Source organism: Variovorax sp. P4_B11 (assembly GCF_056402355.1).
In genome coordinates, this window is record NZ_JBFUHO010000034.1 from 21802 (window position 1) to 41795 (window position 19994).

The window sequence follows — 19994 nt, forward strand, 5'->3', positions numbered from 1 at the left end:
CCCGAAGCGCCTGCGGCGCCTCCCCCCTCAAGGGGGGCGATACCGGCGGCCCGGCAAAGCCGGTTCCGCGGTATCCCTGGCATTGGGGTGCGCCGGTTTCATGCGTCGCGGGTCGCGCAACGCGCGGTGGAGCAACTGATGTGAAGCGGGACGAACGGGCCTCGCGTCAGTCGGCCAGGAGCTTTCCCGCGAACGCGGAGAATCGCGCCAGATAGGACGCCTTGCGCAGGCTGCCGATGAGGATGGCGGTCTTGATGCGCTTCACGGGGAGCTCCCGGGCCTCACGCAGCGCCGTGCGCCTCGCGCAGGACCTTCGCCGCCGAGACCATCGCGCGCAGCTTGGCCGTGGCGACGTCGCGCGCCAGGTACTTCATGCCGCAGTCGGGCGCCAGGATCACGTTCTCGGGCTTCACGTACGGCAGCGCACGGCGGATGCGCTCGACGATGGTCGCGACCGACTCGACCTCGGGCGTCGACAGGTCGATGCAGCCCACCATCACCCGCTTGCCGTCCAGCGCCTGCAGCGCCGCGCAGTCCAGGTGCGACTGCGCGGTTTCGACGGACACCTGCCTGCAGCTGCATTGCGCCAGTTCGGGCAGGAAGGAGTAGCCGCTGGGCCGCTCGTGGATGATCGCCGCGTAGCCGAAGCAGATGTGGACCGCGGTCGTTCCCGTGATGCCGTCGAGCGCGCGGTTCAGGGCCGCGAGCCCGTACTGCCGCGCCTTCTCGGGCCGCGCCTGCATGTAGGGCTCGTCGATCTGCACCACGTCGGCGCCGGCCGCGAACAGGTCGCGGATCTCGGCGTTGACGGCCTCGGCATAGTCCATGGCGGCTTCTTCCTCGCTGCCGTAGAAGTCGTTCTGCGCCTGCTGCAGCATCGTGAACGGACCGGGCACGGTGATCTTGACCTGCCGGTTGGTGTGGGCGCGCAGGAACTTCAGGTCATCGACCTCGACCGCATGCCGGCGGCGGATGCGGCCGACGATGCGCGGCACCGGGTTCGGATGGCCCGAGCGGTCCAGCGCCGTGCCGGGGTTGTCGAGGTCGATGCCGTCGAGCGCGGTCGCAAAGCGGTTCGAATAGCTCTCGCGCCGGATCTCGCCGTCGCTCACGATGTCCAGGCCCGCTTCTTCCTGGGCCCGGATCGCGATCAGCGTGGCGTCGTTCTGCGCCTCTTCGAGGTACTGCGGCGGAATGCGCCAGAGCTCGCGCGCCCGCACGCGCGGCGGGAAGCGGCCCGCGAGCTTGGCACGGTCGATCAGCCAGTCGGGTTGCGGGAAGCTGCCGACGATGGTGGTGGGAAACAGCATGCTGATCTCCAGGGTGTGGTGGAAAAAAAGAAGAGGCGTCAGACGCCCAGGTAGGCGCGCTGGATCTCGGGCCGGGACAGCAGCTCCTGCGGCGCGCCCTCGGCCACCACGCGGCCTTCCTCGAGCACGTAGGCGCGCTGCGAGATCTCCATCGCCATCACGACGTTCTGCTCGACCAGCAGCACCGACATGCCGCCCGCGTTGATGCGCCGGATGGCGGCGAACATGTCGTGCACGATGCGCGGCGACAGGCCGAGCGAGGGCTCGTCGAGCAGCAGCAGGCGCGGCCGCGCCATCAGCGCGCGGGCGATCGCGACCATCTGCTGCTGGCCGCCCGAGAGTTCGCCCGCCGGACTCGCGAGCTTCTCCCTGATCGCCGGGAACAGCTCGATGACCTGCGCCAGGGTCTCCCGCCGTTCGGACTTGGCCTTCGGCAGGTAGCTGCCGAGCTCGAGGTTCTCGAGCACGCTCATGCCGGTGAAGAGGCGCCGGCCCTCGGGCACCAGCGCGATGCCGGCGTCGCAGAAGCGGTGCGCCGGCAGCTGCGTGATGTCGCGGCCGTCGAGCGCGATGCGTCCGCTGCGCGCGTGCAGCATGCCGGCGATGGTGTTGATGAGCGTGGTCTTGCCGGCGCCGTTGGGCCCGACCACGCACAGCAGCTCGCCGTCGCGGACGTCGAGCGAGACCGACCACAGCGCCTGCGCGGCGCCATACGCCACCTGAAGATCGCGCACTTCAAGCATGGGCCTTCCCCAGGTAGGCGGTCATCACTTCGGGCCGCTGCATCACGTCGCCGACCGCGCCTTCGGCCAGCAGTTCGCCGTGGTTCAGGACGACGATCCGGTCGGTCAGCGCCATCACGGCGCGCATCACGTGCTCGACGAACACGATGGTCGAGCCCTGGTCGCGGATGCGCCGGATCAGCGCCACCGCGTCGTCGATCTCGCTCGGCGTCAGCCCGCACAGCACCTCGTCGAGCAGCACCAGCCGGGGCCGCGCGGCCAGCGCGCGGGCGAGCTCGAGGAACTTGCGCTGATGCAGGTTCAGGTCGTCGGGCCGCGCGCCGGCCTTGTCCTCCAGGCCGGTGAACTCGAGCCAGCGCATCGCTTGCCTGCAGGCTGCGGCCGGGTTGCGGCTCTCGCCGCCGAACATCGTCGCGACCGCCACGTTCTGCAGCACGCTCAGGTGCGCGAAGGGCCGTGGGATCTGGTAGGTGCGGGCGATGCCGCTGCCCGCGATGCGGTGCGCCGGCAGGCCGTTGAGGCAGCGGCCCTCGAACCAGATCGAGCCGCCGGTCGGCGCGAAATGGCCGCTGACGACATTGATGAAGGTCGACTTGCCGGAACCGTTGGGCCCCAGCAAGCCGAGGATCTCGCCGCGCCGCACCTCGACATCGACGCCGCCGAGCGCGCGCACGCCCTTGAACGACTTGGACAGGCCTTGCACGCGCAACAGCACGTCGCCCCGCGCGCCCGCGGTCGCTGCGGCCCGCACCGGCGCCTCGGACACCGGGGTCGGGCCGCTCGGCACGGCCGGCGCGCGCTTCCAGACGCGGCGAAGGCGCTCGAGGATGCCGTCGGGCATGAACAGGATCGCCGCGATCAGGATGGCGCCGATCATCGCCTTGCCGGCCACGGCGTGGTCGGCCGCCGTGAAGCTGTAGAGCAGCCCGGTGATGACCACCGCGCCGATCGCCGGCCCGGCCCAATGGCGCGTGCCGCCGAGCACGCTCATCAGCACCACCGTCAGCGGCACCGTGATCGTGAAGACGTCGCCGGCAGTCACGTAGGACAGGAACAGCGCGTGGATGCCGCCGGCCACGCCGGCCAGCGCGCACGAGACCGCCAGCGCGAACAGCTTGTAGCGGTAGGTGGGCACGCCCAGCACCTCGGCGGCGTCCTCGTCGTCGTGGATCGCGAACAGGCCGGCGCCGAACTTCGACACCTGGATGGCCCAGGCGATCAGCAGCGTGGCCACGGCCGCGGCGAGCGCCAGCAGGTAGAAGGTGGCCGAGGGCGTGGGCCCGATCTTCGGCACCGGCACCGCGGCCAGCGAGACGCCGTTGCCGCCGTCCAGGGGCGTGTTGACCACGATGGTGCCGATCACGAAGGTGATCGCCAGCGTGAGCAGCGCGAACAGCTCGCCGCGCACGCCCTTGACGCGGAACACCACGGCCCCCAGCGCCACGCCGAGCAGCGCGGCGACGCCCGCGGCCACCGGCAGGGTCCAGAGAAAGGGCCAGTCGTAGCGCGCCATCAGGTTGGCGCTGGTGTAGATGCCGGCGCCGAAGAAGGCGCCGTGGCCGAAGGAGAAGTAGCCCGAGTAGCCGGACAGGATGTTCCACGAGGTCGCCAGCACCACCCAGTGCAGCATCAGGTAGAGCAGCGAGTCGTAGAAGGCCGGCAGGCCCAGCTGCGGCACGAAAGCCAGGGCCGCGCCGGCCAGCAGGATGACCATCGGGGTTCGTTGGAAGCTCATGCGGTCTTTCCGGGTCGCAGAACGAGGATCACGATCAGCAGCGTGAACGAAACGATCGGCGCCCACGAGGGCGCGGTCACCGCCATGGTGATCGCCTCGCTGATGCCGATCAGGGTGCCCGCGACCAGCGGCCCCAGCGCGCTGCCCAGGCCGCCCAGCATGACGGCCGCGAACACGACGCCGATCCAGGCGTACATCTGCGACGGTGCCAGCGTGAAGCTCAGCGCCAGGCAGACGCCGGCGACGCTGGCGAGCGCGGCGCAGGTGCCGGCCAGCGCCAGGCCGAGCGCCTTCTGGTTGACGCCGAAGGCCGCGGCCACCGGTGCGTCCTGCGCGGCGGCACGCATCGCCCGCCCCAGGTCGGTGTAGCGCAGCACCGCCCAGACCGCGAAGCTGAGGCTCACCGCGAGCAGCAGCGTGATGAGTTCGGGCACCGGCACGAACAGCCCGCCGAGCTTGAACTTCTGCTCGGCATAGCTCGATTCGAGCTTGCGGAAGTCGGCGGTCCAGATCGACTGGATCACGCTCTCCGCGATGCCGGTGAGGCCGAAGGTCAGCAGCAGAGAATTGAAGGGCGACACCTGGAAGCGGACCATCACCCAGTGCAGGCCGGCGCCGAGCGCGAAGAAGGCCGGCACGATGACCAGCAGCGTCAGCAGCGGGTCCATGCCCATCGTCGAGAGCTGGTAGCAGAGGTAGGCCGCCAGGAAGGCGAACGCGAAGTGCGCCAGGTTGATCAGCCGCAGCAGGCCCCAGCTCAGGCTGAGGCCCAGGCCCATCAGGCCGTACAGCGCGCCGACGAAGATGCCCGACAGGATGGACTGGGACAGCAGCGAAAGGCTGGGCAGCGTGAAGTTCACGGCGTCAGCAGCTTCGCGCCACCCGAGGTGACTTCCTTCGGCCACACCACGACCCACTTGCCGTCCTGGATCTGCTTGATGCGCATCAGGTCGTCGCCGAAGTTGCCGGTGCCGTCGAAGCGCAGCTTGCCCTGCAGGGTGTCGACCTTGTGGGTCTTGAGGTAGGTGCCGATCGCCTTGTCGTCCAGGCTCTGGGTGCCGACCACGCCGGCCTCGAGGATCTGCCAGGCGGTGTAGGAGGCCGCGGCCTGGGTCTCGACCGAGGTGTCGGTGAAGCCGGCCTTGGCCGCGCGCTCGCTGTAGATCTTCACGAACTCGGCGGCGCCGAAGTTGGAGGTGAAAGGCGGCTGCGCCTCGAAGATCGTGGCCGAGAGCGCGTTCTTCGCGTCCGGCGACGCCAGCAGCGGCCCGGGCGCGGGGTAGAGATAGAAGTGCAGCGGCGGCGAATAGTCGATCTTCTTCATTGCGTCGAGCAGCAGGTTGCCCTCCAGCCCGATGGCGCCGACCCAGACGAAGTCGGGCTTGGCATCCTTCACGCGATTGGCGATCGGGCCGAAGTCGCGGTTGCCGAAATCCCATTCGAGGAAGAGCACCTCGGTCAGGCCGCGCTTCTTGAGCACTTCGCGCGCGCCCGCGCTCATGAACTGGATCGACGGGAACTTGCTGGTCACCACGGCCACCGTCTTCGGCGGCTTGGGCGACGCCGCCAGCGCGTCGAACAACGTGTTCGGCACCGTGGTCGCCGGGTCCGAGCCGATCGACCAGGCCGGGAACTGCATGTCGTACTTGGCCAGCGACGGGATGCCCAGCGTGTGGTGCACCAGCACCTTGTTGTAGCGCTGCGCCACGCCCATGGCCGACAGGATCGCGCCGGTCGCGTACGGCCCCATCAGGAGGTCGACCTTGTCGGCCGTGACCAGCTGCTCGTACAGCGTGCGCGCGAGGTCGGGCTTCGACTGGTCGTCCTTCACCACCCACTCGACCGGCCGGCCGAGCAGGCCACCGCGCTTGTTGAGCTGCTCGACGTAGATCTCGCCCACCAGCTTGTGGATCTGCGCGGTGGCCGACAGCGGGCCGGTCAGCGCCAGCGTGCTGCCGATGCGGATCGGCGGGCCCGAAGGCTGCTGCGCGAAGGCGAAGCCGCTCGCCGCGAAGGCAATGGCGGCCACGGCCGCGCGCCGGTCGATGCCTGGAAGTTTTCCGGTCTTCATGGTGCTGTCTCCTGTAGGTTCTTATGAGCGAAGCGAACAAAAATGCGAGCGATGAGCGTGGAGGCATCTCATGTCAGTGCTCCACTACGCGATCGCGTGACCCGCGACGCATGAAACCGGCGCAGCCAAATGCCAGGGATACCGCGGAACCGGCTTTGCCGGGCCGCTGGTATCGCCCCCTCGAGGGGCTGAGGTCCGCGGCTCCAAGCCTGCCTGCGCAGGCTTGGACGGAACCGAAGAGCCGCTGCCTCTGGCAGCGACTCGAGGCGCCGTAGGCGCTTCGGGGGTGTTTCATGCTAGTCGACCTGCGCGCCGGAGCGCTTGACCAGGCCCGCCCACTTGACCAGTTCCTTCTGGTTGAAGGGCTGCAGGTCCTCGGCGCGCATCCGGCCCGGCTCGACGCCCTGCTCGCGCAGCCGCGTCATCACCTCGGGCTGGGCGAGCACGGCGGCGCCGGCCGAGCGCAACTGCGCCAGGGTGGCCGCGGGGGTGGCCGCCGGCGCGTAGAGCATGAACCAGGCGACCAGGTCGAAGTCCGCGATGCCCTGCTCCATCAGCGTCGGCACCTGGCTCGCCGCGGCGCTGCGCTCCGCGCCGCTGGCACCCAGCGCACGCAGCTTGCCGGCCTTGATCTGCGGCATCACGGCGGCCGGGTGATAGAACATGAAGTCGACCTGCGACGACATCACGCTGGTCAGCGCCATCCCGCCCTCCTTGTAGGGCACGTGGAGCATCTTGCCGCCCAGCCGCTGGGCCAGCAGTTCACCGGCCAGGTGGCCGGAGGTGCCGTTGCCGGCCGAGGCGAAGGTCAGGCCGGCCGGCCGGGCCGCGGCCTGCGCCAGGTCCTTGAGCGACTTGAGCGGCGAATCGGCCGCCACCACCAGCAGGGTCGGCGTGTAGCCGATGAAGGCGACGGGGGCGAAGTCGCGCGCCGGGTCGTAGGGCAGCTTGCTGAACAGCGCCGCGTTGATCGCATGCGTGCCCACGGTCCCCATCACCAGCGTGCGGCCATCGGGCGGCGACTTGGCGACCAGGTCGGTGCCGGTCGATCCGCCCGCGCCTGCGCGGTTGTCGACGACCAGGGTCTGCTGCAGGTTCCTCGCCAGCGCGTCGCCGACGATGCGTCCCACGGTGTCGGTGGTGGTGCCGGCGCCGAAGGGCACGACCATCCGGATCGGCCCCTTGTTGTCCTGCGCCTTCGCGAGCCCGCCCAGCAGCAGCAGCGCGCTTGCAGCGAGCGCCGCCGCGCCGAGCCATCGAATCGTCGTCCTGAAAGCCATGTCTTGTCTCCGTCGTCGTTGTTCTATTTGCGCTTGAGCGCGGCGCGGATCTCGTCGCTGTGCTCGCCGAGCATCGGCGGCGGGCGCACCTCGAGCGCGCGCTCGCCGTCGAAGCTGACCGGCGAACGCACCGTGCGGAACAGCCCCATCACCGGGTGCTCGGCCGAGGTCATCAGCTGCAGATGCTTCGCCTGCGGGTCCTCGAGCGCCTCGCTGGTGTCGTACATCGGCGCGTTCGGCACGTCCTCGCGCTGCAGGCGGCGGCACCATTCGTCGCGTGGCTGCGTGCGGAAGCGCTCGCCCAGCAGCCGGATCAGCGTCTCCTGGTTCTCGATGCGGGCGTCGCGGGTGGCAAAGCGCGCGTCCTCGAAGATGTCCGGCTGCTCGATCGCGAGCGCGAGTCCGCGCCAGAACTTCTCGGGCGACGACATGTGCAGCGCAATCCACTTGCCGTCCGCGCAGCGCAGCACGTAGGACTGCGACACGCTGGGCCGGCTGTAGGGGCCCATCACTTCGTCGACCTGGAAGAAGTGCGTGAAGGCATCGAGGTTGAAATGCGCCATGGCCTCGAGCATCGACACCTCGACCTTGCGCCCGACGCCGGTCCGGCTGCGCTCGAACAGCGCGCCCAGCGCACCGTAGGCGGCATAGAAGCCGGTCAGCGAATCGGCGATGGCCGGGCCCACCACGCGCGGGTTCTCCGGGTTCACGAGCAGGTGGAGGAAGCCGCTCGCGGCCTGGGCCACGGTGTCGTAGGCCGGCCGGTTGGCAGCCGGTCCGGTGGCGCCGAAGCCGCTGATCGCGACATAGATCAGCTTCGGATTCAGCGCCTGCAGGCGCTCGGCGCCGACGCCGAGTTTTTCCGCCACGCCGGGGCGAAAGTTCTGGATGTAGACGTCGGCATCGGCGATGAGCGCGTCGAGCACCTCACGGTCGGCGCCGTCCTTGGTGTCGAGCGTGATGCTGCGCTTGTTGCGGTTGTAGGTCTGGTAGTGCGGGCTGTAGAGACCGTTCTTGAAGGCGCGGAACGGGTCGCCCGTGACCGGCTGCTCGACCTTGATCACGTCGGCGCCCAGGTCGCCGAGCAGCATGCCGGCCGCCGGACCGGTGATGAAGGTGCCTTGCTCGACCACCTTCAGTCCCTTCAGCACCGGGATCATGCGGGCCGCCCACCGAAGCCCTCGGGCAGCTCGCCGTCGTATTGCGCTTCGCGCGTCGCCTGGTAGGACAGCGCGAAGCCGATCGGCTGGCGGATCTCCTCGACCATGTGGGCGATCAGGCCCGCGGTGCGCGCGAGCATCGGCACGCCCTTGAGCCCTTCGACCGGGAAGCCGGCGCCGAGCAGCACGGCCGGGATCGCGCCCGAGACGTTGAGCTTGAGCGGCTTGCCCAGCACCTCGGGCAGCAGGGCTTCGGCGGCCTCGGCGATGGCGACGAAGCGCAGGTCGGTGCCGGCCGCGCGCGCCGCGTCGAACAGCGCGCCGACGCGCTCGTCGCGCTCCTTGTGCAGCGGATGGCCGTAGCCCGGAAGGGACCGCCCCGCCGCGCGCCAGGCCTTCATCACCTCGCGCGCGGCGGCGTCGATCGCCATGCCTGCCTGCACCTTGGCATCGATCTCGCCGAACATGCGGCCGGCCGTCTCGGACGAGCCGAGCACCACCGAACCGCAGCCGAGGATGCCTGCCGCCACCGCGCCCTGCATCGCATCGGGGGCCGCGGCGAAGGTCATGCGCGCGGCCTGCACGCTCGGGACCAGGCCATGCTCGGCGATCGCCACCAGCGTGGCGTTGAGCACGGCGGCCTGTCCTTCGGTGGGCCAATGGCCGGTGAGCAGCAGGAAGAAGTGGTCGACGAACGACACCTTGCCGATCAGCTCCTTCGACAGGTCGTAGCCGCGGATGACGATGCTGTGGGCGTCCGAGGTGCTGATGGACGAACGGGGCACGGTGGCCTTGCCGATCTTCATGGGAATCCTTGTTCGATAGTGGGTGGGGGCCGCGTTCAGGCCGGCACGGGCGCGAGGCGGACGTCGAAGCTGGCCGAGTGGTAGGGCACGCGCATCTCGCGGCCATCCACCGCCTTGCCGGGGGGATGGGTCTCGAAGTCGACCACCAGGCTGTCGCGCTTGCCGAAGACGGCGTCGGCGTCGATGTACGGGCTGCCGCCGACGAACAGCTGCGTCGTCAGCATCACATGGCCCGGCGCCGACACCTGCAGGTGGATGTGGCCGGGGCGGAAGATGCTGCGATCGGTGGCGCGCATCATCTCGCCCACCGGGCCGTCGTCCGGGATCGGGTAGTAGGCCGGGCGGATCGACCAGAACCAGTAGCGTCCCTGGGCGTCGGTGTGGAAGCGCCCGCGCGCTCCCATCGTGGGCTCGCTGCTGAGCTGCACGTCGTACTTGCCGTTGCCGTCGCCCGACCAGACGTCGAGCAGCGCGCCGGCCAGCGGCTCGCCGCGCACGTCGGTCACGCGGCCCATGTAGAGGGTCGGCTCGCCCAGCACGCCCTTGCCGATGTCGGCGCCCAGCGCAAGCTCGGGCGCGCCGGCCCAGTAGAACGGACCTTCGACCGTGGCCTCGGTGGCCTCGGTCGCGCCCTTCGATTCGCCGCTGGCGCGCGCCTGCGCCAGCGCCACCACCATCATCGACAGGCCGATCGTGTCCGACAGCAGGATGAACTCGGGCCGCTTGTCGGTCGAGATCTTCCCTGTCGCTTCGAGAAACTTCAAGCCGGCGAGCCATTCCTCGGGCTGGAGATCGACCTCGCGCGCAAAGGCGTGGATGTGCTTGACCAGCGCGCTCATGAGCTGGCGCAGGCGCGGGTCGGGCGTCTTGCCGAAGGCTTCGAGCACGTCCTGCGTGATGTTGTCCTGGTTGTAGTCCGCCATGGTGTTGTCTCCTGATGGGGCGGACGATAGGCCTTGGCCGATGCGCCGACAAATGATTACTTTCCATCGATATCATCGATGGCATCGATCATTAGCAGGGGTTTCCATGGAGATGAGGCATCTACGCTACTTCGTCGCGCTGGCCGATTGCCTGAGCTTCACGCGGGCGGCGGAGCGCGTGCACGTCACCCAGTCGACGCTCTCGCACCAGATCAAGCAGCTCGAGGACCAAGTGGGCCAGCCGCTGTTCGAGCGCATCGGCAAGAAGGTGGTGACGACCGAGGCCGGGGAGCTGTTTCGGGGCTTCGCCTCGCGCGCGCTGCGGGAGGTCGACCAGGGCGTGGCGCTGCTCAAGCCGGGCGCCGGCAACCTGACGGGCAAGGTACGCATCGGCGCGACGCACACCTTCAACATCGGGCTGATCCCGGAATGCGTGGCGCTGTTCCTGGCGCGCCATCCGACGGTGCGCATCAGCGTCGAGGAGCTGGCCGCCGAGGTGATCGTCGCCCGGCTGGCGGCCGGCGAACTGGACCTGGGCATCGCCTACCGGCCCGAGGATCCGAGCGACCTGTGGTTCGAGCCGCTCTACAACGAGGAGATGGTGCTGGTCGTGTCGCCGGCCCATCCGCTGGCGGGGCGCAAGCGCATCCGCATGGTGGAACTGCACCGGCAGGACCTCGTGCTGGTGTCGGCGGCCTTCTCGACCCGCACCATGCTCGACGAGTGCTTCCGGGCCTGCGGCGCCGAGCCGACGGTGGTGGCCGAGATGTCGACGGTGGCGCCGATGCTGGCGCTGGTCGCGCGCACCTTGATCGGCTCGATCGTCGCCATCAACGCGGTGCCGGAGGGCATGCCGGGCCTGAAGGTGATCCCGCTCGAGAGCCCGACGCCGATCCGCACGCCGGGCATCCTGTGGCGGCTAGGCGAGAGCAAGCCAGCGGCGGTGCAGTCCTTCGCGGTGATTCTGCGCAAGACCGCGTTGGGGATCAGTCTGCGGCGCGAAGGGCCGGGTTGAGGGTCGCGGACCCCGTCGCTGCGCAGCGCCAGGCCGAGCGGCTTCATCAAGCCGGCACCGCGGCTTTGAAGAAGCCGCGCAGCGCGTTGGCCATCTCGGCCCGGACGCGCTCGCCCGATACCACCACGTCGACCATCGTCAGCGACGTGTGGGTGTGGCCGCGTGCGGTGATCCAGCGCGCCGGCGTCCCGGCCGCGGCCAGCGCCTGGGCGTAAGCAACGCCCTGATCGCGAAGCGGATCGAACTGGCAGGTGACGACGAACGCGGGCGGCAGATTCGACAGATCGTAGGCGCGCAGCGGCGACGCCTTTGGATGGGGGCGTTCGTCAAGGTCGGCATAGTGGTCCCAGAACCACTTCACCAGTGGCGCGGTCAGCACGTAGCCTTCGGCGTTTTCCACGCAAGACGGGCTGGTCATGCTGCAGTCGGTCATCGGCGTCAGCAACAGCTGCCCCGAGATCGACGGGCCCCCGCCATCTCGCGCCTGCTGGCAGGTCACGGCCGCAACGTTGGCACCGGCACTCCATCCGGCCACCGCCAGCGCGCCAGGAACACCGCCCCACTCGAGCGCGTGGTCGGCGACCCAGCGAACCGCAGCCAGGCCGTCGTCGGCGGCGGCCGGGAAGCGCGCCTCCGGCGCGTGCCGGTAGTTCACCGACACGATCAGCGCCTCGGAACGTCGGCACAGGTCCCGGCACAAGGGGTCGTCGGAATCGTGGCTTCCCAGCACCCAGCCGCCACCATGGAAGTAGACAAGCACTGGATGCGGCCCCGGGCTGTCCGGCCGGTACAGACGGTACCCCAGCGCGCCAGCCGCCCCTGGCCACGTGCCATCGATGGTCTCGCCCACCGCCGGGCCCGGCGGGCGCGCCGCCGACAGTTGCTGCAGGAGGGCGCGCGCCTGGTCGACAGGCAAGGAATCGAAGGTTGGCAAGTTCATTGCCGCCATCATCTGCAGCACCATCGCCACGTCGGGCTGCAGGCGCCGGACCACGCCGTCCGTGCACCGCGAGCCCTGCGCACCGCTGCGCCTGAAGCCCAGGTAGTCGCAAGCCGCCACCTCGTCGCAGGCGCCGCGGTAGGCATCGACGCCGCCGACATAAGGCAGGAACCCCCGCGCTTTGCCCGGAACGTTGGCCCCCATGTACCAGGAATCGGCCGTCGGGTAGAGCGTGATGTCGGCGCAGTCGTTGACGTGCGTCACCCAGCCGGACTCGGCGGTCTCGGTGGGCTCGATGGTGGTCATGCCCTCCGCGCGCAGCCGGACCAGACAGTCGGCAACCCAATCGACATGCTGCTCGATCGACACCATCATGTTCGACAACACCGACGGGCTGCCCGGCCCGGTGATGGTGAACAAATTGGGGAAGCCCGCCGTCATCAGCCCGAGGTAGGTGATCGGCCCGTGCGCCCACTTCTGCTTCAGCGTGCTGCCGTCGCGCCCGGTGATGTCCACCGACACGATGGCGCCGGTCATCGCGTCGAAGCCGGTGGCGTAGACGATCGCATCGAACGCCATCGATTGGTCGGCGAGTGCGATCCCGGTCTCGGTCATGGTCTCGATCGGATGACGGCGCAAGTCGACCAGCCGCACATGGGGCAGGTTGAAGGTGGCGTAGTAGCCGGTGTCCAGGCACGGGCGCTTGGTGCCGAAAGGGTGGTCCTTCGGACACAGCAACTCGGCGATCCGCGGGTCTCGGACGATGTCGCGGATCTTCTCGTGCACCATGCCGGCCACGATGGCATTGGCATCGCGGAACAGGATCTGATCGGCGAACACCCCCAGCATGGGGATCAACTCCCCCGCTTGCCAGGCCGCTTCGAAGCGTTCGCGGTGCACCTCAGGCGTGCTGTAGCGGCCATAGATCCGGGTCCGCTCACCCGGCACGCCGGCGCGCGACCACTTCGCCGTCTGGCGATAGGCTTCACGATCGGCTTCGAGGGCTGCGCGCCGTTCGGGCCGCACCGGGCCGTTGCCGGCCGGGATCGAAAAGTTCGGCGTCCGCTGGAACACCGTCAGCTGGCTGGCCTGGCGGGCGATGAGGGGGATCGCCTGGATGCCCGAAGAGCCCGTGCCGATCACCGCCACCCGCTTGCCGGTGAAGTCCACCTCCTCCTGCGGCCAGCGGCTGGTGAAGTAAACCTCCCCCTTGAAACGCTCGGCGCCCGCGATGTCGGGTGTCTTGGGCAGTGACAGGCAGCCGCTCGCCATCACGTAGTGATTGCAGCGGATGTCTTGACCGGTGTCGGTGCGCAAGCGCCAGCAGGCGGCATCGGCGTCCCAGCGGGCGGCCACCACCCGGGTGTTGAAGTCGATATCGCGCCGCAGGTCGTAGCGCTCGGCCACGAACTGGGCATAGCGCAGGATCTCCGGCTGGGTGGCGTACTTTTCCGACCAGGTCCAGGCCTTCTCCAGTTCGGGGTCGAAGCTGTAGGTGTAGTCGGTGGTCGGGATGTCGCAGCGCGCGCCCGGGTAGCGGTTCCAGTACCAGGTGCCGCCCACGTCGCCGGCCAGCTCGAGCACGCGGGTGGAGAAGCCCAGCTGCCGCAACCTGTACAGCAGGTACAGGCCCGAAAAGCCGGCCCCCACCACCACCACGTCGAAGTCGGCGGCCTCAGGCGTCGTGTCGTTGGTCATTTGCTCCACCATGCAGGTACCCCCAGGTTGATGCGCTTGCCGGCGACGGCCGAACGGTCTCAGGTTACAGCGTGCGGGTGCTGCGCGCCATTCACTTCTCGACACCCCTTGCGCAATTCGCGTTCCGGATGTCGACCTCCACGCGGTCCTCCTCCCGAGAGGCCCTGTGCGTGCTCGGCCTTCTGCTGGCGGCGGCGTGGGTCGCACTGCGGCGCGCCTATCCACCGGAGCGGCTGGCGGCGATGCTCGCGGACAGCATCACCGCGGCGACGGGCCGCGCCTTCCGCATCGACGGCGAGCTCCGGCTGCGCGTGCTGCCCAGCCTGACGATCGCCGCGATCGCGGTGGAAACGCGGCAGATCGCGGTATCCGCCAGCGGCGAGATCAACCTCGCCCAGCACGAGCAGGCGCAGGCCAAGCCCGCCGCCGCCAGCCCGCAGGCGGAGAAGAAAGCGCCACGGCACCGGCTGCTGCCCTGGCCGAAGGCGCGCTGAAGCCGGCGGCCCGGGCTCGGCGCCCGGATTCCAGGTTCGGCTCGCCGTCGAACGGCAGTTCGCCTAACATCGGCGCATGGACGAACTACTGCAGCGCAGCGCCGGCCTGCCTGAAATCAGGTTGGCCCCCGGCGACACGGTGGTGCGCGAAGGCGAGTCGGGCGAGGGTCTGTGGATCCTGGTGTCGGGGACCCTGCAGATCAGCAAGGCCGGCATCGCGATCAATACGATCAACCGCCCGGGCGCCGCGATCGGCGAGATCTCGCTGCTGCTGGATTCACCCTACAGCGCCACGGTCGTGGCGGGCGAACCGAGCATCGTTCGCTACGCGGCCGATGGCCGCGCCTTTCTGATGAGCGACCCGGCCATCACGCGATTGATCGCAGTGGGGCTGGCCGAGCGCCTGAACTTCGTCACGACCTACCTCGCCGACCTGAAGAACCAGTACGGCGATTCGCCTGGCCTGGCGATGGTCTCGGAGGTGCTGGGCCAGTTGGCACACCGCCAGGGCCGGCCGGCGCGCCCTGGCTCGGCCAGGGAGCCGAACCCCGACTACTGAACTCAGAAAACCGATCGCGCAGGCGCGCGTTCGGCGTCGAGCGCCAGCACTTCCTCACCCATCATCGAGCGCCACGATGCGCTGCCCGCGGCCAGGTCGATCACGATGTGAGCGGGCACCGGACCGATCTGCCGGCCGGCGTTGAAGACCCAGGTGGCACCCAGGCGGTCCGCCCAGGCTCCCGCAGGCTTGAACGGCGGCTCGTGCACGTGGCCGGTCAGCACGAACTCAGGCTGGTAGCCTGCGATCCAGGCCGCGACATCGGCGTCGCCATACGCCCGCTTGCCGGTCCAGCAGGTGGGCGAACCCGTCGGCGGCCAGTGATAGATCCAGACCCAGCGGGCAGGACGCCGTCGTGCGTCCGCCGCCAGTTGCCGTTCGAGCGCGGCCCGGCCGGCCGGGCCGTCCCACCAGGGGCAGATCGTGATCAGGGTGTCGCCGATCGTCAACGAATCGCCGTCCGTCGAGACGCCGGTGCGACGACTCTCCGGCAGCCACAACGCCGCCCGCTCGCCGTGCCGATCCGGCCCCGTCAGGTCGTGGTTGCCGGAGGCCAGCACCAGCGACGTGCCTGGATTCATCAGCGAGAAGTAGCGCAGCAGGACCACCGACTGCGCGTCCAGCGAGACCGGCGAGCTCACATCCAGGTGGTCGCCCGCGAGCACCACGAGATCGTAGGATGGCGCCGACCGCACCACCCAGTCGAGCTGGGGCAAGGTGTAGTGAAGATCGGAAACAAGCAGGATGCGCACGACATTGACTGCAGCGACGGAGCTTCGCATTGTGGGGGCTGGAATGCCCTGGCGAAACGCCTTTTCGCACCTGGGGCCCCGCCGAGGTTAAGGTTGGCGGTGCAGACCATCGGAGAAACGGGACATGAACACCGACGCACAACCCACCACCCTCACGCTCGGCGGCGCCGAGACCGTCTCGGGCCTGGTGCGATCGCCGCCCGCGCCGCGGGCCTGCTACGTCTTCGGCCACGGCGCCGGCGCCGGCATGGCGCATCCGTTCATGGCCGAGGTGGCCGATGGCCTGGCGCAGCGGGGCATCGCGACGCTGCGCTACCAGTTTCCCTACATGGAGCGGGGCTCGAAACGCACCGACTCGCCGGCGGTCGCGCAGGCCACGGTGCGCGCCGCCGTGGCGCACGCCGCGGGCCTTTTCCCCTCGCTGCCGCTGTTCGCGGGCGGCAAGTCCTTCGGGGGACGCATGAGCTCGCAGGCCCAGGCGCAGTCGCCTCTGCCGGGGGTCGCCGGGCTGGTGTTCGTGGGTTTTCCGCTGCACGCGGCGGGTGCGCCGTCGAGCGACCGGGCGCGCCATCTGTTCGACATCCGCACGCCGATGCTGTTCATCCAGGGCACCCGCGACAAGCTCGCGGAATTCGACCGGGTCGAGAAGCTGATGGCCGAACTCGGTCCCGTGGCGACACTGCTTCGGATCGACGAGGCGGACCATTCCTTCCACGTGCTGGTGCGCTCGGGCCGCAACGACCAGGAAGTGATGCAGCAGGTCCTCGACGGCGCCGCGGCCTGGATGCATTCGATTGTGTGACTTCCTTCGGGTGAAAGAGGAAAACCGCTGTCGTGCGCTGCACGGAAACAAGGCCCAAGTCCGCTAAAGTGACGATGCGACAGAAGAGGGGTCGTCGTCGGCATCCGAGGGGATGAGCGGATCGACCTCGCATCCGGCCGCATGCGTCCCACATGACCTTCACCCACATTCGAATCACCGGGCCACACGGTGCCTTCTATCGACTCGGCGACCCCCTGCAGGTCCATGAGGGCAAGGCCCTTCTCGCGACCTTGGACCCCGTGCTCGTCCTGAACTACGGCACACGGATCCACATCGAGACGTTCACTGCGTCGCCGGCTCTGCTGAACGAGCGCAGGCACATCGGGCGGCTGATCTTCTTCGAGATCTGTGCTTTCATCTCGGAGCACTTCCCGCAGGTGCAGGCCGTCAGCTTCGCCTTCGTGCGCCCGATCGAAAGCCTGGGCGGCCCCGCGCAACAGGCCGGCTCACGCGCCGCCATGCTGGAGCGGGTCGGCGTCGAAGACGTCCGGATCACGCCCGTCACCTCGGGCGCGCACGTGGTCTCCGGCACCTGGGTCTACAGCGACAAGAACCTCGAAGCGCTGCAAGTCGCGCTGGCCGAGCAGCGGGTGATCTTCGGCGCCGATCCGATCGCGGGCGGCACCCGCGACACCGCGGGCGTCGCGGCGGCGATTCGCCGACTGATCACGCGGCGGCGGCCCAAGGCCTAGGGCCGTCCGGCCAGCTTGCGCCGGTTCACGCTCAAGTGCTACTGTCGCCCTCCAACCGGCGCCGGGCCGGACTCGAGGAGATCCATCGTGCAGATCGGCGTACAGAGCTTCGCATCCCGGGCACCCCCGCGCTTCGACAGCAGGGAAGCGGAGCGCACCCACTTGCTGCAACGGCTCGCCGCCGCGTGTCGCATCTTCGGCCGGCGCGGATTCTCGGAGGGCCTGCTGGGCCACGTCACGGTGCGCGACCCCGAGCTGCCTGATCACTTCTGGGTCAATCCGGTCGGCGTCGCCATGAACCAGGTCAAGGTGTCGCACCTGGTCCAGGTCAACCCTCAGGGACAGGTGGTTCGCGGCAGCGGCATGGTCAATCCCGTGGGGCTCCTGTTGCACACCGCCATCCATCGAGCGCGTCCGGAGGTCGCGGCTGTCTGCCATGCGCACGCCTTGCATGCGTCGACCTGGTCTTCGTTCGAGCGGCTGCTCGACCCGATCACTCAGGACGCCTGCATCTTCTTCGAGCAGCAGGCGCTCATCCTGGAACCGCGAGTGGTGCGCGAAGCGGCATCCGCAGCCCGCTTCGCCGCTGCTTTCGGTGACAAGCGCGTCGCGGTCCACGGCGGGCACGGCATCTTCACGACGGGTCAGAGCATCGATGAAGCCGCGTGGTGGTTCGTCCTCATGAACCGGTGCTGCGAATCGCAGCTCATGGCCGAGGCGGCAGGCACACCCACCCATTGGCAGGCGGAGGATGCCCGCTGGCTGGCGTCGGTCCTCGGCTCGCCCTCCTTCGGCTGGCTTTCGTTCCAAACGCTGTGGGACGACATCATCGTGAGCGACCCGGATCTCGTGGACTGAATCGAGGCCCGTCAGATCGGCGCCAGGCCCGGTCCATGGCGATCCAGAGGAACGCGATCCGGAGACTTCTCAGAGGGAAAGTGCCTTTAGCGGCCCAAGTCTCTTACCCCGCGATAGTTCGGAAACGGACCCCTTCAGCACTTGCATTGCGGGCGCACAGCAGCCAATAGAGTCTAGAAAGTTGCATGCCGAGAAACAACTTGGTCTGCGCTTCGTCGGCTTGATTTGTCGACGCCTCGGAATGCCGCGGCGCTGCGACTCGGCCGCATCTCGCGATTCGACGCAGGAGCGCCTTCAAACTCGCATCACAATCCGCGGTCTCTCGCGCTGTGGTCCGCCTCGGTGGTTCGCTTGCGCTGGACGATGTTGTTGCGCGCTGCGTCCTCGGCATGCGCAAACGTGACGGCACCGTTCTTCACGGTGCCGACCACCAGCATGTTCTGCGTCAAGGCCTCTCGGTCCTCGCTGCTGAATGGCTTGTCGTAGGTGGTCACGACGCCGTAGTACGCGCGCTTGGGATGTTCCAGCGCGTATCTGATGTCGGGGCCCGTCAGCCTTTCGCTCGGCAGGCTCAGGACGGCGTGGGCCAGCAGGTAGGTCGCGTCGTAGGCCTGGGCTGCCGCCATAGGCACCGGAATGCGGGTCGTATTGAACTTGCGCGCATAGCCGGCCAGGAAGCTCGCCCGCCGATCGTTGGTGGGCTCGGCCACGAAACTCAGCGTCATCAGCGAATCTTCGGCCGCCTCCTTCGCGCTGTCGATGAAGAGCGGGAAAGAAAGCCCCCACGCGCCCACCTGCGGCACCTTCCAGCCCAGCGCCTGCCGGCCATTGGCGATGACCGCGTTCTCGGGCGCGATGGTGTAGATGAAGATCACGTTGGCGCCGGCCTTGTGTGCCTCCTTCAACTGCTCTGTCACGTCCTTGACGCCGAGGTCGAAGCGCCCGACATAGCAAGTTGCCCCGAGCCCGCTGTTCGCCAAGGGTCGGTAGAGCCGACGCGAGGCGCCGCCGTCCGCAGCTCAACCTCTCAGTCGATGCTCTGACTCGTGGGCCACATGGACTCTGACGGACAGTCGGGCGCGGTACTGACCAGGTGATTCCCCGAACCAGCGCTTGCAGGCTCGGTACAGGTTGCTCTGATCTTCAAATCCGAGCAGCTCGGCCACAAGCTTCAATGGAATGTTCGGCTTCCTCAAATACTGCTGCGCCAGCTCTCGACGTGTTTCATCGAGTAGCCGCTGGAATGAGGTCGCTTCTGTCTGAAGCCTGCGCTGCAACGTCCGATCGCTCATGCTCAGGGCGGCAGCGATTTGCTCGCGACGAGGCTCGGGCTGCAACACCCCGGCCTTCAAGATCCTGCGCACCTGGTGACTTGTACGGAATCCTTCGAGTCGCTCGAGTTCATCTTCGACCAGCTGATCATGCAACACAAGCATGGCACTGTCGCGAGCCGAAAGGGGCAGTGCCAGGTCGGCTTTCCGCAAGAGAGCGCGGTTCGCGGGTTGGCTGAAAAGAACCGGGCATCCGAATGCCGCTCGGTGCGGCCGCGGATCGGCAGGCTCAGGATAGACGAACTCGACCACCTCTGCGACCAGCTCGCGGCCGGTGAACCAACTGCAAGATGTCAGAACCGTGAGCATGCCGAACTCGACTCGCTGCCTTGGAACAGGTCGCTCCCCGCCTTGATGGCCGAGCTCGAACCAATAGCCACCGGCGCCCTCAGTCAACGAGAACGTCGCTGCATTGCTGACGACGTTCATGTATCGAACGAGCCGTTCGAGCGCTGCGAGCAGAGTCGGGCAAGCCATCATTGCGTAGCGCACGAGGCCAAAGTTGCCATAGGTGATAGCAAGCGCTCTCGACAGCCCAAGCGTGGTCTTGCCGGATCGCGCCACCGCCATGTCCCACAGCGCACTCACATCGTCGATCGAGAAGCGCCCGCCCGGATCGTCCAGAACGGCGATGTCGAGCGCCGCATCGCGAAACAGGGCTTGTACATCCAACCCTTCCTCGCGGAACATGTCGACAACGCCCCTGACCCACGAGGTGGAACTGGTTCGCAGAATCATCGTCTCCTCCCCGTACGCGCTCCAACGGTGAGCCTCGATGCGGGCCCACGGCGCGTGGGTCGCAGT

The 19994-nt window shown here is 68.4% G+C and carries 19 protein-coding genes; 6 read left to right on the forward strand and 13 right to left on the reverse strand.

Annotated features, from left to right (window positions below; all coding sequences use genetic code 11):
• Positions 1 to 281: 281 nt before the first annotated feature.
• The 9 genes from AC1DYD_RS25715 to AC1DYD_RS25755 form a co-directional block, all read right to left on the reverse strand.
• Positions 282 to 1310: a uroporphyrinogen decarboxylase family protein gene (locus tag AC1DYD_RS25715; RefSeq protein ID WP_478175592.1), complete on the reverse strand. Its 1029-nt coding sequence runs from the start codon at positions 1308 to 1310 to the stop codon at positions 282 to 284.
• A gap of 38 nt (positions 1311 to 1348) precedes the next feature.
• Entirely contained in the window at positions 1349 to 2053 is a 705-nt protein-coding gene (locus tag AC1DYD_RS25720) for an ABC transporter ATP-binding protein (RefSeq protein ID WP_478175593.1), read from the reverse strand.
• Positions 2046 to 3788 carry a branched-chain amino acid ABC transporter ATP-binding protein/permease gene (locus tag AC1DYD_RS25725; protein WP_478175594.1) on the reverse strand — a complete coding sequence of 581 codons (1743 nt, stop codon included), beginning with the start codon at positions 3786 to 3788 and terminating at the stop codon, positions 2046 to 2048. Before AC1DYD_RS25725 ends, AC1DYD_RS25720 begins: the two co-directional genes overlap by 8 nt.
• On the reverse strand, positions 3785 to 4648 hold the full coding sequence (locus AC1DYD_RS25730) for a branched-chain amino acid ABC transporter permease (protein ID WP_478175595.1): 864 nt from the start codon (positions 4646 to 4648) through the stop codon (positions 3785 to 3787). Before AC1DYD_RS25730 ends, AC1DYD_RS25725 begins: the two co-directional genes overlap by 4 nt.
• The gene (locus tag AC1DYD_RS25735; RefSeq protein ID WP_478175596.1) at positions 4645 to 5859 is read right to left on the reverse strand and encodes an amino acid ABC transporter substrate-binding protein; all 1215 of its coding nucleotides are present in this window, start codon (positions 5857 to 5859) and stop codon (positions 4645 to 4647) included. Before AC1DYD_RS25735 ends, AC1DYD_RS25730 begins: the two co-directional genes overlap by 4 nt.
• Positions 5860 to 6155: 296 nt before the next feature.
• Entirely contained in the window at positions 6156 to 7139 is a 984-nt protein-coding gene (locus AC1DYD_RS25740; RefSeq protein WP_478175597.1) for a Bug family tripartite tricarboxylate transporter substrate binding protein, read from the reverse strand.
• Positions 7140 to 7162: 23 nt separating this feature from the next.
• A complete protein-coding gene (locus AC1DYD_RS25745) occupies positions 7163 to 8299 on the reverse strand; it encodes a CaiB/BaiF CoA transferase family protein (protein ID WP_478175598.1) in 1137 nt (378 codons plus the stop codon).
• Positions 8296 to 9105 carry a citryl-CoA lyase gene (locus AC1DYD_RS25750; protein ID WP_478175599.1) on the reverse strand — a complete coding sequence of 270 codons (810 nt, stop codon included), beginning with the start codon at positions 9103 to 9105 and terminating at the stop codon, positions 8296 to 8298. Before AC1DYD_RS25750 ends, AC1DYD_RS25745 begins: the two co-directional genes overlap by 4 nt.
• A gap of 35 nt (positions 9106 to 9140) precedes the next feature.
• The gene (locus tag AC1DYD_RS25755; RefSeq protein WP_478175600.1) at positions 9141 to 10028 is read right to left on the reverse strand and encodes a dioxygenase family protein; all 888 of its coding nucleotides are present in this window, start codon (positions 10026 to 10028) and stop codon (positions 9141 to 9143) included.
• A 106-nt stretch (positions 10029 to 10134) separates the two neighbouring features.
• Here AC1DYD_RS25755 and AC1DYD_RS25760 point away from each other — a divergent pair, with 106 nt between their 5' ends.
• Positions 10135 to 11043, forward strand: a complete 909-nt coding sequence (locus tag AC1DYD_RS25760) for a LysR substrate-binding domain-containing protein (protein ID WP_478175601.1) — start codon at positions 10135 to 10137, stop codon at positions 11041 to 11043.
• Between the two features lie 46 nt (positions 11044 to 11089).
• Here AC1DYD_RS25760 and AC1DYD_RS25765 read toward each other — a convergent pair whose 3' ends face one another.
• Positions 11090 to 13681 carry a flavin-containing monooxygenase gene (locus AC1DYD_RS25765; protein WP_478175602.1) on the reverse strand — a complete coding sequence of 864 codons (2592 nt, stop codon included), beginning with the start codon at positions 13679 to 13681 and terminating at the stop codon, positions 11090 to 11092.
• Positions 13682 to 13809: 128 nt separating this feature from the next.
• On the opposite strand from AC1DYD_RS25765, the gene AC1DYD_RS25770 reads away from it, so the two are divergent.
• Positions 13810 to 14175 carry a hypothetical protein gene (locus tag AC1DYD_RS25770; RefSeq protein WP_478175603.1) on the forward strand — a complete coding sequence of 122 codons (366 nt, stop codon included), beginning with the start codon at positions 13810 to 13812 and terminating at the stop codon, positions 14173 to 14175.
• A 76-nt stretch (positions 14176 to 14251) separates the two neighbouring features.
• Positions 14252 to 14734: a cyclic nucleotide-binding domain-containing protein gene (locus AC1DYD_RS25775; RefSeq protein ID WP_478175604.1), complete on the forward strand. Its 483-nt coding sequence runs from the start codon at positions 14252 to 14254 to the stop codon at positions 14732 to 14734.
• 2 nt (positions 14735 to 14736) lie between these two features.
• Here AC1DYD_RS25775 and AC1DYD_RS25780 read toward each other — a convergent pair whose 3' ends face one another.
• Positions 14737 to 15516, reverse strand: coding sequence for a metallophosphoesterase family protein (locus AC1DYD_RS25780; RefSeq protein ID WP_478175605.1), 780 nt, complete (start codon positions 15514 to 15516; stop codon positions 14737 to 14739).
• 94 nt (positions 15517 to 15610) lie between these two features.
• On the opposite strand from AC1DYD_RS25780, the gene AC1DYD_RS25785 reads away from it, so the two are divergent.
• The 3 genes from AC1DYD_RS25785 (at position 15611) to AC1DYD_RS25795 (ending at position 17859) form a co-directional block, all read left to right on the forward strand.
• Positions 15611 to 16288 carry an alpha/beta hydrolase family protein gene (locus tag AC1DYD_RS25785; protein WP_478175606.1) on the forward strand — a complete coding sequence of 226 codons (678 nt, stop codon included), beginning with the start codon at positions 15611 to 15613 and terminating at the stop codon, positions 16286 to 16288.
• 152 nt (positions 16289 to 16440) lie between these two features.
• Positions 16441 to 17001, forward strand: a complete 561-nt coding sequence (locus tag AC1DYD_RS25790) for a hypothetical protein (protein WP_478175607.1) — start codon at positions 16441 to 16443, stop codon at positions 16999 to 17001.
• An 87-nt stretch (positions 17002 to 17088) separates the two neighbouring features.
• Positions 17089 to 17859 (forward strand): class II aldolase/adducin family protein, encoded by a 771-nt coding sequence (locus AC1DYD_RS25795; protein WP_478175608.1) that lies wholly within the window; start codon positions 17089 to 17091, stop codon positions 17857 to 17859.
• Between the two features lie 305 nt (positions 17860 to 18164).
• On the opposite strand, the gene AC1DYD_RS25800 is transcribed toward AC1DYD_RS25795, so the two are convergent.
• A complete protein-coding gene (locus tag AC1DYD_RS25800) occupies positions 18165 to 18776 on the reverse strand; it encodes an ABC transporter substrate-binding protein (RefSeq protein WP_478175609.1) in 612 nt (203 codons plus the stop codon).
• Positions 18777 to 18878: 102 nt separating this feature from the next.
• Positions 18879 to 19928, reverse strand: a complete 1050-nt coding sequence (locus AC1DYD_RS25805; RefSeq protein WP_478175610.1) for an AraC family transcriptional regulator — start codon at positions 19926 to 19928, stop codon at positions 18879 to 18881.
• Positions 19929 to 19994 lie beyond the last annotated feature (66 nt).